This is a genomic window from Methylophaga thiooxydans DMS010, assembly GCF_000156355.1.
Lineage (GTDB): Bacteria > Pseudomonadota > Gammaproteobacteria > Nitrosococcales > Methylophagaceae > Methylophaga > Methylophaga thiooxydans.
On sequence record NZ_GG657906.1, the window covers coordinates 32,466 to 46,064 of the forward strand.

The window sequence follows — 13,599 nt, forward strand, 5'->3', positions numbered from 1 at the left end:
AATTAGAAGTTAAGGTAAGTGACACTGAGGTAATAGCGGGGCTCAAAGGCGAGAAGATAGTTATCCTCATCATCCTGAATGAACTCGCTGTATTTTTCGTTCCCAATATTTTGCCCTCCTAGCTTAAATATCAGTTCATTTTTACCTGTTAACGGCACGCGTTTAATCACCGAGGCATCTAGCCTGGTGTATGAGTCTACTTTGTCACCCCGATCAAACCACTCCATGGTGCCCACGTGATAGAGGCCGAGATTAAATTGCCAAGTATCAACTGCCTTAGCGACAAGAAAGCCGTAACTTTTTCTGGGTGCCGCACTATGTAATGATTCCACATCCGTTGCCGGTTTGGGTGGCGCTTCATTGATTTCCTTGATGTAGGTTCCTGTTTCATGGCCGCGGTTGAAGTGAAAGCGAATAAAGCTATTTTCTTCTGGACGGAACATAATAGAGCCTTCAAACCCATACATTTGTGATTGGGTGACATTGCCCAAGCGTGTTAGGTCGCCACTTAAATCGGTCACACCAGGATCTTCATCATTATAGAAATCGATTACATTGTCGTACTCTTCTTTGTAGGCTCGTAATTCCCAGCTCAGTGGAAAATTCTGCATTTTTCCTACATAACCAATATCAAAAGCTTTCACCCGTTCAGCTTCAATCCCTGCGTCACCTTTAAATACAGCATCTAGGGGAAAGCCTGTTTCTGAGTAGATAGTTAAATCAAGGTTTTCTTCCAACAGGGAGGGAATACGATAGGCTTTTGAGTATCCGACTCGAAGTGATTGTGTCTCTTTGATATGCCAGGTCAGACTGAATCGTGGTGAAAAATGGGGCTCATCAGTTCGGTTCACTTCATAAAAGCCACCCGCATTGGCAGTGAATTTATTACCCAAAGGGATTTGAACATTACTAAATGCACGGAAACTGGTATTGGAAACGGTGCCTTTGTCAGGAAAAAAAGCTTCACTTTCCATCGAGTCATAGCGTCCACCAAAACCGACCACATACTGAAGTCCGCTATCTAAAATTTCGTTGTATTGTAATTCCAGATCACTACGGTGACTTTTGTAAGTTCGCTCACCAGCTTCAACCGTTTGGTTTGGATCACCAAGAAATCCGGGCACAGAAGCTGGATTAGGTAACTCAAGCAGTTGCCAAAGAGGATAAGATTCAACCATATCATCTTCATCACGAAAGTTATGGTAGAAGTTGAGTTTTACTTCTTGGCTATCGCTGATGATGTGATCCCAGCGTACATGTGCTGAGATCGCATTCGTGTCACGTTTCCGATCATAAAAGCTTGTTGGATTACCGGGATCTATGGGGGGCATGCCTGCGTCACCGCTGGTGGCGCTGAAATGACTGAAAAAACTGTTACGCGCATCATGACTGTAGCGCCCTGTGAGCGAGACATCGTGTAGGTCACGACTGTCGAGGTAATTATCGAAACCATCGTTATCACGGGTCGCAGCACTAAAGCGATAGTTCAGATCTTTGTATTCACCACTGTGTCTCAATAACAACCGACGCTCTCCTTCATTGCCATATCGCGCACCGACATGCCATTTATCATCTAATTCGGGTGCTTTCGTGATGACATTGATAGCGCCAGCAAAAGAATTGGCACCATATGCTGAGGCGGCAGGGCCACGAACAACCTCGATCCGATCAATATCTTCAATTTGAATACCTAGCGTATTCCAGTCGATCGCAGATAACGCTGAGGTGTAGGTAGAGCGGCCATCGATTAATAGTTGCATTCGATTCGGGTATTCCCAGCCATCACCATGATTAATCACGGCGAAGGTGTTGCCGTCGGCATGGGCAACCTGAAAACCGGGGACTAAACGAAAAATATCAGCAATTTCGATAAAACCGCTGGCTTGAATCATCGCGCTATCAATAACCGTTACTGCTGAAGGGGAAGATAACACTGACTGATTAAGACGACTGGCACTGGTAATAACGGGTAAATCACTGAAAAAGTCATCGGCCAAATCTTCTTCAGCAATCAGGTTAGTAGATAAGAGACTTGATGACACAAGAAGGGTAAGGGGGACGGTGTTTATTTTCATGCTCGACCTTTAGATAATGCCGAGTAGCGTCGCTTCGCTGACTGCTTGCATTTTATTCTTCACTGAGAGTTTCTTGTAAACGTTGGAGACGTATTCCCTTACAGTGTAATAAGAAAGATCAAGCATCTTAGCTATCTCTTTAGAGGTATATCCTTTGCTGACCAGCAGCAATACCTCTTTCTCGCGCGGACTTAACACATCTGGCGAGTTTTTCTGTTCCGGTTTAGCTGGCTCTGCGATGGAGAGTTCATTCAATAGATATCGGGCGATGCTGGGGCTGATCGGTGCGCCCCCATCAACCATCTGGCTGATTGCTTCGTTGATATCCATGAAATCATCATCTTTGAGTAAGTAACCGGATGCACCTGCTTTGAGCGCTTCAATCACATGATAACCATCACCAAAAACGGTAATCACAATGGCTAGCTGAGTTTTTATGGCAGGTAAGTTGATAAGCTTAATGAGATCAACACCACTGCCGTCAGGAAGATCCAGATCGGTCAGTAAAATATCAGGGGGCGTATTGCGTATAAAGGCTAAGCCTTCAGTATAAGTACCTACGGAGCCAACCAGTTCGAACAGACCACCATTTATAACGGCATCCTCCAAGCGTTTGCGCGTGGCTTCGGAGTCTTCAACAATTAAAATGGTCTTCATATCGGCTTGCTACACAGTCCCTGTCAGATATTGAAAATGTTTGTAACCGCTGTCCTGATAGACGGCTTACCACAGCATCTCAACGCTCTTTGTAGTAGAGATAGCCTGATTTTGTCAGACAATCCTAGCTTATCAGCACAGAAGAATAGCATTATCCCCTATGTGAGGGGGTAGATGACCACGAAAAAAGGTAATCTGATGAACACATTTTGGGTGAAGATTTGGTGACAAAAGCGTGAGCAATGCATCACTTGTCACGGTAATGTAGAGTTACTTTTGTAATAGTTGTAATTATTCTTTGCATTTTCAGACTAAAGTAGTGAAAATCGCGGTTTTTTAATCATCTTAACGGACATCAGCCCATGCAAAATCACCTTTCCTCTTCGTTGGAAAATGAGCTGGATTTGAGCACAGAATGGAGCGCCGAACATAGTGCTCGACTGTATGGCGTGCGTGACTGGGGCAGTGATTACTTTGATGTGTCGGCAGAGGGTAATGCGGTCGTCTCATTGCAGTTTGGCGAAAAAACCATTCAAGTTCCCATTATTGATATCGTCAATGGAATGAAAGAGCGGGGCTTGGATATGCCCGCTGTACTTCGCATTGAAAACTTGTTGGACCAGCGTATTACCCAGCTTAATGAGGCTTTCGCGAAAGCAATTAATGAAGCGGGTTATAACAATCACTACCGCGGTGTGTTTCCGATTAAGGTGAACCAGCAGTGCCATGTTATCGAAGAAATTGCTGATTATGGCAGTCGCTATCATCATGGGCTGGAAGCGGGAAGTAAAGCAGAGCTCATCATTGCTTTGACCCAATTAAAAGACCCAGAAAGTCTGATTATTTGTAATGGTTATAAAGATGAGGAGTTCATCGAGTTAGGTTTATATGCACGTCAAATGGGCATTAATTGCTTTTTTGTGCTCGAAACCGCGATGGAACTCGATATTATTCTAGAACGCAGCCGCGCGCTGGGTATCGATCCGCTAATTGGCGTACGCATCCGCTTGGCTTCAATGGTTGAAGGTCACTGGAATGAAGACAGCGGTGACCGGTCTATCTTTGGCTTGTCCACTAATGCCTTGTTAGGGGTTATTGAAAAACTGAAACAGGCTGATATGTTGCACTGTCTGCAATTGCTGCACAGTCACCTGGGTTCGCAGATCCCGAACATCCGTAATATACGTAGCGGAGTAATGGAAGCCTGTCGCTTTTATGCTGGCCTGATTGAAGAAGGAGCCCCGATGGGCTACATCGACATAGGTGGCGGTCTAGCGGTAGATTATGAAGGCGCACGCAGTAACAGTACTCACAGTATGAATTATGGCCTGGATGAATACTGCTACAGCATTGTGGAAACATTACAAGAAAGCTTAGAACCGTTGGGAATTGCTCATCCTGTGATCATTTCCGAATCAGGACGTGCTTTAGTGGCGTACTCCTCAATGCTGTTGTTCAATATTTTGGAAACGCGCGAGCATAAGCCCGGACCATTGCCGGACTCTGCACCGGATGGCAGTCATGATCTGATTGTGAATCTGTTCAGCGTATTAGATTACGTCAATGTCGATAACCTGCAAGAGTGTTACAACGACGCATTGTATTACCGCGATGAAATACGTGAGCTTTTCCACCATGGTCAGGCGAGCCTCAGAGAACGCGCTTTGGCGGAGAATGTCACACTGGCAGTATTGGAAAAAATTTCTAATCTGTTGCCGCAGGTAAGACGCGTATCTCAGGAACTGGAAGCATTGCCGGAACTGATGTCAGATATTTACTATGGCAACTTCAGTTTGTTTCAGTCTCTGCCTGATATTTGGGCGATTGATCAGTTATTCCCCATCATGCCCATCCATCGCTTAAATGAAGCGCCTGTGCGTGATGGTGTGCTGGCGGATATGACCTGTGATTGTGATGGCAAGATTGATAATTTTATTTCGCCAAGCGGTGTTACAAAGACACTGCCATTACATCCTCTGAAAGAGGGTGAAGAGTATTACATTAGTGTGTTTCTGGTGGGTGCCTATCAGGAAACCTTAGGTGATTTGCATAATCTGTTTGGCGATACCAATGTCGTCAGTGTGCATGTAAACGAAGATGGCAGTTTTGATTTCCGCCGCGAGTTTCATGGTGACAGCATTGCCGATGTACTCAGTTACGTGGAATATGATCCGAAACTTATCCAAGAACAGTTCCGTCGTATTGCCGAGCAAGCAGTTCGTGATGGCAAAATTTCAGTACCAATGCGTCAACAAATGCTGCGTGCATTCCGCGAGAGCATGAATGGTTACACCTTCTTCGAACGTTAAATAAAAGCCGAGTTATAGGAATTTAGCTATGTCAAAAGTCGTGATTATTGGGGCCGGCGGTGTCGGCGGTGTGGTCACTCACAAGTGTGCACAACTGCCAGAAGTCTTTTCTGAAATCGTGCTGGCCAGTCGAACCGAGAAAAAATGCAAAGCCATTGCTGCGCAATTGGAACGACCCATAAAAACCGCGCAAGTCGATGCTGATAACGTGGCTGAGCTAACCACATTGCTGGAGCAGGAAAAGCCGGATTTGGTGATTAATGTCGCCCTGCCATATCAAGATCTGACGATTATGGATGCCTGTCTGGCAGCCGGTGTTGACTACCTTGATACAGCAAACTATGAACCATTGGATACCGCTAAATTCGAATACAAATGGCAATGGGCGTATCAGGATAAATTCAAACAAGCGGGTCTGACGGCGTTATTAGGTAGCGGTTTTGACCCTGGCGCAACCAATGTGTTTACCGCTTATATTGCCAAGCACTATTTCGATGAAATCCATGAATTGGATATTATCGACGTCAATGGAGGTGATCATGGTTATCCGTTTGCGACCAATTTCAATCCGGAAATTAATATTCGTGAAGTCACAGCGGAATGCCGTCATTGGGAAAATGACAACTTTGTCACGACACCAGCGATGTCGAAAAAAGCCAGCTTTACTTGTCCTGAACAGGTGGGTACCTACAGTATTTATCGTATGTACCATGAAGAGTTGGAGTCATTGACTAAGCATTTTCCAACGTTAAAACGTGCCCAGTTCTGGATGAGTTTTGGTGAAAGCTACTTGAAGCATTTGGAAGTACTAGGCAATGTCGGTATGACCGGAATTGAACCCATTGAATTTCAGGGTCAGCAAATTGTGCCGATTCAATTTTTGAAAGCCTTATTGCCCGATCCTTCGACGCTGGGGCCACGTACCAAAGGCAAGACCTGTATCGGGGTTGTGGTGAAAGGAATTAAAGAAGGTAAGGAAAAAATCGTTTACCTCTACAACATTAAAGATCACCAGGACTGCTACCAAGAAGTACAGTCGCAAGCGATTTCTTACACCACCGGTGTGCCGGCGATGATTGGTGCCAAAATGATGCTGGAAGGCAAGTGGAAACAACCCGGGGTTTGGAATATTGAACAGTTTGATCCGGATCCGTTTATGGAAGATATGAATAAATACGGTCTGCCATGGAAAGTGGTGGAACTGGATAGCTTTGATCTGGACGGTTAAGTTCGATGCAATTTACTGATTTTGGCAAGTTGGATTTATCCCGATTGCCATCACCTTGTTTTGTGGTCGATGAAGTCGCTGTAGAGCGTAACTTACGTATTCTCAGCGACGTGGCAGAGGCGAGTGGTGCCAAAATTCTGGGTGCGTTGAAAGCGTTTTCAATGTGGTCATTTGGCAACATGACGCATCAATACCTCAGTGGAACTTGTGCCAGTGGTTTGCATGAAGCCAAACTCGGGCATGAAGAGTATGGCGGTGAAGTGCATGTATTTGCCGCCGCATTCAGTCAGGCTGATATTGATGAGTTACTGACCTTTGCACATCACATCGTTTTTAACTCCTGTGGTCAATGGTTACGTTTTCGTGAGCAATGTCTGGCTGCTAAAAAACAGCGTCCAGAATTACAGTTTGGGCTCCGAATCAATCCGGAACACTCCGAAGGCACTGTACCGATTTATGATCCCTGTGCGCCGGGATCACGATTAGGCATTACTTTATCGCAGTTAGATGAAAGCGTACTTGATGGCATTACTGGACTGCATTTCCATACTTTGTGTGAGCAGGGCTTTGAACCACTTTCCAGAACTGTAGCGGCTGTTGAGAAAAACTTCGGTCATTTGCTTAGTCAGATGGATTGGGTCAATTTTGGTGGTGGTCACCATATTACGGCTGATGGTTACAACATCAACGGGCTGGTGGAAATGGTGCAGGTTTTCAGACAGCGCCATAACGTTGAGGTATATATGGAACCCGGCGAAGCAATGGCCATTGGTACCGGTGTTTTAAGTTGTGAAGTGTTGGATATCACATGGAATCAGATCAATCAGGCCATTCTGGACACCTCGGCAACCTGTCATATGCCTGACACCTTAGAAATGCCGTATCGGCCAGATATCACTGGTGCAGCAGAAGCTGAAAAGCTATCTCATACCTATCGTCTGGGCGGTTTAACCTGTCTGGCTGGTGATGTGATTGGTGATTACAGCTTTGCTAAACCACTCGAAATCGGCCAGCGGCTGGTTTTCGAAGATATGGGCCATTACACCATGGTCAAAACAACCACGTTTAATGGCACGAAATTACCTGCGATTGCAATTTGGAATTCGGAAACTGACGCGCTGTGCGTGGTCAAAGAGTTCGGCTATGCTGACTTTAAACACAGACTGTCATGAGTAATGCAATGAATACTGACTATCCTATCTTTCTTGGTTCTGAAATTGATCAGCCCGATCCCGATAACGCGATGTTTCACGTCTTGCCGGTGCCGTTTGAAAAAACGGTGTCTTATGGCGGTGGAACGGGGAAAGGGCCGTCAGCTATTTTGGATGCCTCATGGCAACTGGAAGAGTGGGATGGTAAGAGCAAGCCCTGTGATGCCGGCATCTATACGTGTGAGCCAGTTGATTGCAGTGTTGATGCTGCCACCGTGATTGATAACATCGCCACAGCAACCGCAAAAATTGTTCGTCATGGTGCCATGCCAGTTGTTTTAGGTGGTGAGCATACGGTGACGTATGGCGTACTTAAAGGACTGATCGAAGCGGGGCTGGATGACTTTGGTATTGTGCAAATTGATGCTCACGCCGATTTAAGACAAGCCTATGAAGGCGATTTACTCAGCCACGCCTCTGTGATGAAGCGTGCAGTTGATATGGGGATTCCCCTCTATCAGCTGGGGATTCGTGCGTTTTGTGAAGAAGAAATGGCCTTTCGAAAAGAGTTTGGTGTGCTCTATGAAGATGCCGATGATTTAGTACCGAACAATAAGCAAACAATTCAACTGCCGGATGATTTTCCGCAAAAGGTGTTTTTCACGTTGGATATTGATGGCATGGATCCATCTGTTTTCCCTTCAACCGGTACCCCTGTGCCAGGTGGCTTAGGGTGGTACCAAACACTCAATTTATTCGAATCTGTCGCAAATCAACGTGAGATCATTGGTTTCGATATTATGGAATTTGCCCCCATTGAAGGCTTCCATGCCTATGATTTCGCGGCTTCCATGCTGACCTATAAACTAATGGGTATTGTGCAACGCCAACGAAGCTGATTCAGAATCAGACTTGACCTGCAACAGTCGTGTTGCAATTGATTGATTAAAAGAACAAATTTTTACTTTCCTTAGTGAGATTTAACGGCTAAAATCCGCCGTTTTTTCTTTCTGGAATTTTTCACCATGAACCAAGCTACTGAAAAGCTGTTGCAAGATTACTATGATGCCTTCAATCGTCAGGATATGACCGCATTTTTGAACATGCTAACTGACGATGTCATTCATGATGTGAACCAAACAGGTCGCGAAGTGGGGAAAGAAGCTTTCTCCCAGTTCATGGATCGCATGAATGCTCACTACAAAGAGCAAATTGTCGATATTTCAATTACCACCAATGATGCGGGTGACCGTGCAGCTGTCGAATTCACTGTGTTAGGTGAATATCTGTCTACCGATGAAGGTTTGCCAGAAGCAGCGGGCCAGACTTACCGTTTGCCAGCCGGTGCTTTCTTTGTGATTCGTGATGGTAAAGTGGCTCGCATTACCAACTACTACAATCTGGAAGATTGGATCGCCCAAGTAACGGGCTAACCGGGAGTTGTCATGCTGAGACTGGAAAGACTTTCCGGCGACAAATTGAACCATTTTATTCCGGAGCTGGCTCAGCTCCGGATTCAAGTATTTCGTGATTGGCCTTATCTTTACGATGGCGATCTCGCATACGAAGAGAAATATCTGCAAACCTATATCGAAGCGCCGGACAGTGTCATTGTGTTGGCCTTTGACGGTGATAAAGTGGTTGGCGCTTCAACCGGTATTCCGCTTAAACATGAAACGGACGAAGTTAAAGCACCGTTTATTGCAGCTGGTTACGACGTGAGTAAGATTTTCTATTGCGGCGAGTCAGTATTGTTATCTGAGTATCGTGGGCAAGGGGCCGGGGTTGCTTTTTTTGACCACCGTGAAGCCCATGCCGAAGCGATTGGTGAGTTTAACTACAGCTGCTTTTGTGGTGTACAACGCCCGGCCGAACATCCTCGTCGTCCATCTGACTATGTACCGCTAGATGATTTCTGGCGTAAGCGTGGTTATGAAAAATACCCAGAACTCAACACCACATTCAGCTGGAAAGAGTTGGATGAACACGATGAGTCGCCTAAGCCGATGACATTTTGGATGAAAAGAATTAAATGAGTAAAGTAACGGCCGCCGTGGCGCAATATGATGTGGGTTTTTTTAGCCACTGGTCTGAATTTGAAACCAAGTTGACACAATGGGTGCAACAGGCTGCATCACACGGTGCCAAACTGTTGGTATTCCCCGAGTATGGCAGTATGGAACTGGCTTCGCTGTTCGGTAAAGACGTGTATAGCTGTCTCAGCAAACAACTGCATGAGATGCAGACTATTTATGCAGATTACGAGGCTTTATATACGCAACTGGCTAAACAGTTTGATGTGATGATTCTGGCTAGTACCTTCCCGGTGATTCAGGTTGACGGCAGCTTTCGTAACCGCGCCAATCTCTTCGGTGTTGATGGCCTGATTGGCTATCAAGATAAACTGATCATGACGCGTTTTGAAAACGAGCAGTGGCTGATTCAGCCTGGCACAGAAATTAAAGTCATTGATACCGATATTGGTCGTATTGCAATAAACATCTGTTACGACGTTGAATTCCCTTTGATTGCCTATCAGCAGGTTAAAGCGGGGGCTGATGTGATTTTGGCGCCCAGTTGTACCGATACTAATGCAGGGTTCCACCGTGTGCGTATTGGCTGTCAGGCCAGAGCATTGGAAAACCAGTGTTTTGTGTTGCAATCACCCACATTCGGTAACGCCGAGTGGTCAGAAGCGGTAGATGTGAATACAGGCCGAGCCAGTATCTATACCCCTGTCGATTACGGTTTTCCTGATAACGGCATTCTGACTCAAGGGTGTCATGATACTGCGCAGTGGGTTTATGCCGAGTTAGATCTAACCGAGATAGCTAAGGTCAGACAAGAAGGGCAGGTGTTTAATTATCGTGATTGGCCCTTGCAAAACACGCTACAGGCCCCAACTACTAATTAAGAGTCGAAAACGCCTTTTCAAAAGGCGTTTTTTTTGCCTGCTGAAAAAGCCATGCAAGATGTATGGATGAAGCAGTCGCCTGCAACCGTTAAAATACACCTATTTCCCAGAATTCCAGTGAGCTCACTGAACCAGACAGGAGTGATGAATGTTAGATAAAACGCAAGTCGAGCAAGTGGTCAATGATTTTCTAGATCCCTCAACCGACATGAAATTAGGCGAGACCAAACCGGCCATTAAATCAGAACAGGATGGCGATAAACACATCGTTAAGATCGTTTTGGGCTATCCAGTTAAAGGTTATGTAGAGCAACTACAAACTGAATTGGCAGCCGCTTTGACCAAAGCCGGTGCTGAGAATGTTGCCGTAACGATAGAAACGAAAGTAACGAAACATAAAGTCCAGCAAGGTGTGCCGGCGTTAGAGAATGTTAAAAACATCATCGCTGTAGCGTCAGGCAAGGGCGGTGTGGGTAAATCGACAACGTCTGTTAATCTTGCTTTGGCTTTAGCTGCAGAAGGTGCTCGAGTTGGTATTCTGGATGCCGATATCTATGGCCCCAGCCAGCCTAGAATGTTGGGCACGACTAAACGGCCAGAATCGGAAGACGGTAAAAGCATCGAGCCTATCGAAAGCTATGGTGTACAAAGCATGTCTATCGGTTTCCTGATTGATGAAGAAGAACCGATGATCTGGCGTGGCCCGATGGTGACGCAGGCGTTGCAGCAAATGCTGGGCGACACAAACTGGAAAGAGCTGGATTATCTGGTGATCGACTTACCGCCTGGTACAGGTGATATTCAATTGACCTTGTCACAAAAAGTCCCTGTTAGTGGCGCGGTGATTGTCACTACACCACAAGATATCTCGCTACTGGATGCCCGCAAAGCGTTCAAGATGTTTGAAAAAGTGAATGTGCCGGTTCTGGGTGTTATCGAAAATATGAGTACCCATATCTGCAGTCAATGTGGCCATGAAGAGCACATTTTTGGCTCTGGTGGTGGCGCGCGTATGGCAGAGCAATATGACCTCAATATGCTGGGCAGTTTGCCGTTGGATATTAAAATTCGTGAAGATGCCGACAGCGGTCAGCCAAGCGTTGTAACGAACCCGGATGGTGATATTGCAATGGCTTATCGTCAGATCGCACGTCGCGTTTCTGCTCGACTGGCAATGCAAGGTAAAGATTACTCCGGCGCCTTCCCAAATATTGTGATTAAAAACGACTAAGAAACGGACTACCTGATTCACCGATTTTGAGATGGCGGTGAATCAGGTATGATTAATCTTTTGTATCAGGGCAAAGCGGCACATTTATGATCAAATCGGACAAGTGGATTCGCCGGATGGCGGAGCAGGGCATGATTTCCCCGTTTGAGTCGGGGCAAGTACGTTATCAGGACGACAACCGTATCATTTCCTATGGCACATCAAGCTATGGCTATGACGTTCGCTGTTCTAACGAGTTTAAGATATTTACCAATATCAATTCAGCCATCGTTGACCCGAAAAACTTTGATGAAAATAGCTTTGTTGATGTGCAGTCCGACGTCTGCATCATTCCCCCTAATTCCTTTGCTCTGGCACGTACAGTGGAAACCTTTCGGATTCCCCGCAATGTATTGACTGTCTGTCTTGGTAAGTCGACCTATGCCCGTTGTGGCATCATCGTCAATGTCACGCCATTAGAACCCGAGTGGGAAGGCCAAGTGACGCTTGAGTTTTCGAATACGACACCCTTACCAGCCAAAATTTATGCCAATGAAGGCGTGGCGCAGATGTTGTTTTTTGAGTCTGATGAAGTCTGTGAAACGTCCTATGCCGACCGGGGTGGTAAATACCAGGGACAGGCTGGCGTTACCTTGCCAAGATCCTGACTTTTATTATGTCTGTGTCTATCAGCTTACAACGCTTTGCCAAGCTGATTATTATCAGCAGTTTGTTGGTGGCTTGCAGCAGTGAACGACCTGCCTTGCAGGAATGGAAGCACAGCCAACTTGGTAGCTATGCAGCGGCTTTTTCACCGGATCGTCGTTATGTGCTGGTTGGCGACACGGATCAACCTGCAAAGCTCTGGGATATCGAGGCCAACAAAATTAAATTTGCTTGGCAAAATAAACCCGATGAAGCAGGAACGACCACAGACGTTGCTTTCTCGCATGATGGCAAAGTGGCTGCTACTTCAGAGTCGAACACCATCGTGCTGTGGAATATGGCCGACGGTGAGCCAATGGTGCGACTTGGCTTCCCGGTGACAATCAAGGATATCGCTCTCTCCCCTCAAGGTGATTATGTCTTACTGGCCTTACAAGATCGCACCGCTGTTTATTTCGATGTGATTGCAAATCGTGTAATCCACGTATTTGAACATGATGGCAACGCCGTTAACTCGCCGATTAATCAACTTATCAATGCCGTAGCGATTTCCCCTGATGGTCAAACAGCATTGACGGGGGGGGACGACAATACGGCGCGTTTGTGGAACCTTGAAACAGGCGTACAATTACAACAGTGGCAGCATGGTAATGATGTTTCCCTGGTATCGTTTGATCCTGCAGGCGGCTTTGTAGTCACCGCTGCCGGAAATGATCAAACCTATATCTGGAATCTGACAAGTGCTGAACAAGTCGCTGTGCTCAATACATCGCCGATACCAAACGGCAATGCATGGTCTGACTTTCCCGTCTTCCAAACCACCACGACAGCGATTGGCTATTCAGCCGATAATCAATTTATTGTGACCGGTCACCCCAACCGCCAAATCTGTACCTGGCAAGCAAAAGATGGTGCGTCCGTAGCGTGCTGGCAAGCTCCACGTCGTGAGGCATTGAAACCGGGAGTGGTTTTACAAGCAGTGACCTTTAGCCCTGATGGTAAAGCGATATACAGCGAATCAGGTAATGGTTTAGCTCAAAAATGGCAGTTTCAGCATGACTGATCCATTACTCAAGCTAGTATTTTTCGTACCTGAGTCACATAAAGAAACCGTAAAAAACGCTATCTTCGCTGCTGGTGCAGGCAAGTATGACGGCTATGATTGTTGTAGTTGGGAAACACAGGGCACAGGCCAGTTCCGACCCTTACAAGGTAGCCAGCCTTTTCTCGGTCAGCAAGGTAGTATCGAACGTGTAGATGAGTTTCGCGTTGAAACCGTGTGCCCAGAGTCAAAAATCAAAGTCATACTTGAATCATTACTTCTGGCCCACCCTTACGAAACCCCAGCCTATGAAGTCTGGTCTGTTAAGACATTAGACGATTTCTGAA

Annotated in this window: 13 protein-coding genes; 11 read left to right on the top strand and 2 right to left on the bottom strand. The window is 46.1% G+C overall.

All coding sequences use genetic code 11. From position 1 onward, the window contains the following. Positions 1-2: 2 nt before the first annotated feature. On the bottom strand, positions 3-2,075 hold the full coding sequence (locus MDMS009_RS13935) for a TonB-dependent receptor plug domain-containing protein (protein ID WP_043888391.1): 2,073 nt from the start codon (positions 2,073-2,075) through the stop codon (positions 3-5). Between the two features lie 9 nt (positions 2,076-2,084). Beyond that, positions 2,085-2,732, bottom strand: a complete 648-nt coding sequence (locus tag MDMS009_RS13940; protein ID WP_008292208.1) for a LuxR C-terminal-related transcriptional regulator — start codon at positions 2,730-2,732, stop codon at positions 2,085-2,087. 362 nt (positions 2,733-3,094) lie between these two features. On the opposite strand from MDMS009_RS13940, the gene speA reads away from it, so the two are divergent. The 11 genes from speA (at position 3,095) to MDMS009_RS13995 (ending at position 13,598) form a co-directional block, all read left to right on the top strand. Further along, positions 3,095-5,041: a biosynthetic arginine decarboxylase gene (speA, locus tag MDMS009_RS13945; protein WP_008292069.1), complete on the top strand. Its 1,947-nt coding sequence runs from the start codon at positions 3,095-3,097 to the stop codon at positions 5,039-5,041. 28 nt (positions 5,042-5,069) lie between these two features. After that, a complete protein-coding gene (locus MDMS009_RS13950) occupies positions 5,070-6,269 on the top strand; it encodes a saccharopine dehydrogenase family protein (protein ID WP_008292031.1) in 1,200 nt (399 codons plus the stop codon). 5 nt (positions 6,270-6,274) lie between these two features. Then, positions 6,275-7,441 (top strand): carboxynorspermidine decarboxylase, encoded by a 1,167-nt coding sequence (nspC, locus tag MDMS009_RS13955; RefSeq protein ID WP_008292293.1) that lies wholly within the window; start codon positions 6,275-6,277, stop codon positions 7,439-7,441. Further along, positions 7,438-8,319 (top strand): agmatinase, encoded by an 882-nt coding sequence (gene speB / locus MDMS009_RS13960; protein ID WP_008292093.1) that lies wholly within the window; start codon positions 7,438-7,440, stop codon positions 8,317-8,319. Before nspC ends, speB begins: the two co-directional genes overlap by 4 nt. Positions 8,320-8,445: 126 nt before the next feature. Next, positions 8,446-8,853, top strand: a complete 408-nt coding sequence (locus MDMS009_RS13965) for a ketosteroid isomerase-related protein (protein ID WP_008292170.1) — start codon at positions 8,446-8,448, stop codon at positions 8,851-8,853. Between the two features lie 12 nt (positions 8,854-8,865). After that, the gene (locus MDMS009_RS13970) at positions 8,866-9,456 is read left to right on the top strand and encodes a GNAT family acetyltransferase (RefSeq protein ID WP_008292234.1); all 591 of its coding nucleotides are present in this window, start codon (positions 8,866-8,868) and stop codon (positions 9,454-9,456) included. Further along, a complete protein-coding gene (locus tag MDMS009_RS13975) occupies positions 9,453-10,334 on the top strand; it encodes a carbon-nitrogen hydrolase family protein (protein ID WP_043888392.1) in 882 nt (293 codons plus the stop codon). The genes MDMS009_RS13970 and MDMS009_RS13975 overlap by 4 nt, the downstream gene beginning before the upstream one ends. A gap of 148 nt (positions 10,335-10,482) precedes the next feature. Continuing rightward, positions 10,483-11,565 (top strand): iron-sulfur cluster carrier protein ApbC, encoded by a 1,083-nt coding sequence (gene apbC / locus MDMS009_RS13980; protein ID WP_008292162.1) that lies wholly within the window; start codon positions 10,483-10,485, stop codon positions 11,563-11,565. An 86-nt stretch (positions 11,566-11,651) separates the two neighbouring features. Further along, the gene (gene dcd / locus MDMS009_RS13985; protein ID WP_008292090.1) at positions 11,652-12,212 is read left to right on the top strand and encodes a dCTP deaminase; all 561 of its coding nucleotides are present in this window, start codon (positions 11,652-11,654) and stop codon (positions 12,210-12,212) included. Between the two features lie 8 nt (positions 12,213-12,220). Further along, positions 12,221-13,273 carry a WD40 repeat domain-containing protein gene (locus tag MDMS009_RS13990; protein ID WP_008292232.1) on the top strand — a complete coding sequence of 351 codons (1,053 nt, stop codon included), beginning with the start codon at positions 12,221-12,223 and terminating at the stop codon, positions 13,271-13,273. Further along, a complete protein-coding gene (locus MDMS009_RS13995; protein WP_008292035.1) occupies positions 13,266-13,598 on the top strand; it encodes an NIF3 1 in 333 nt (110 codons plus the stop codon). Before MDMS009_RS13990 ends, MDMS009_RS13995 begins: the two co-directional genes overlap by 8 nt. Position 13,599 lies beyond the last annotated feature (1 nt).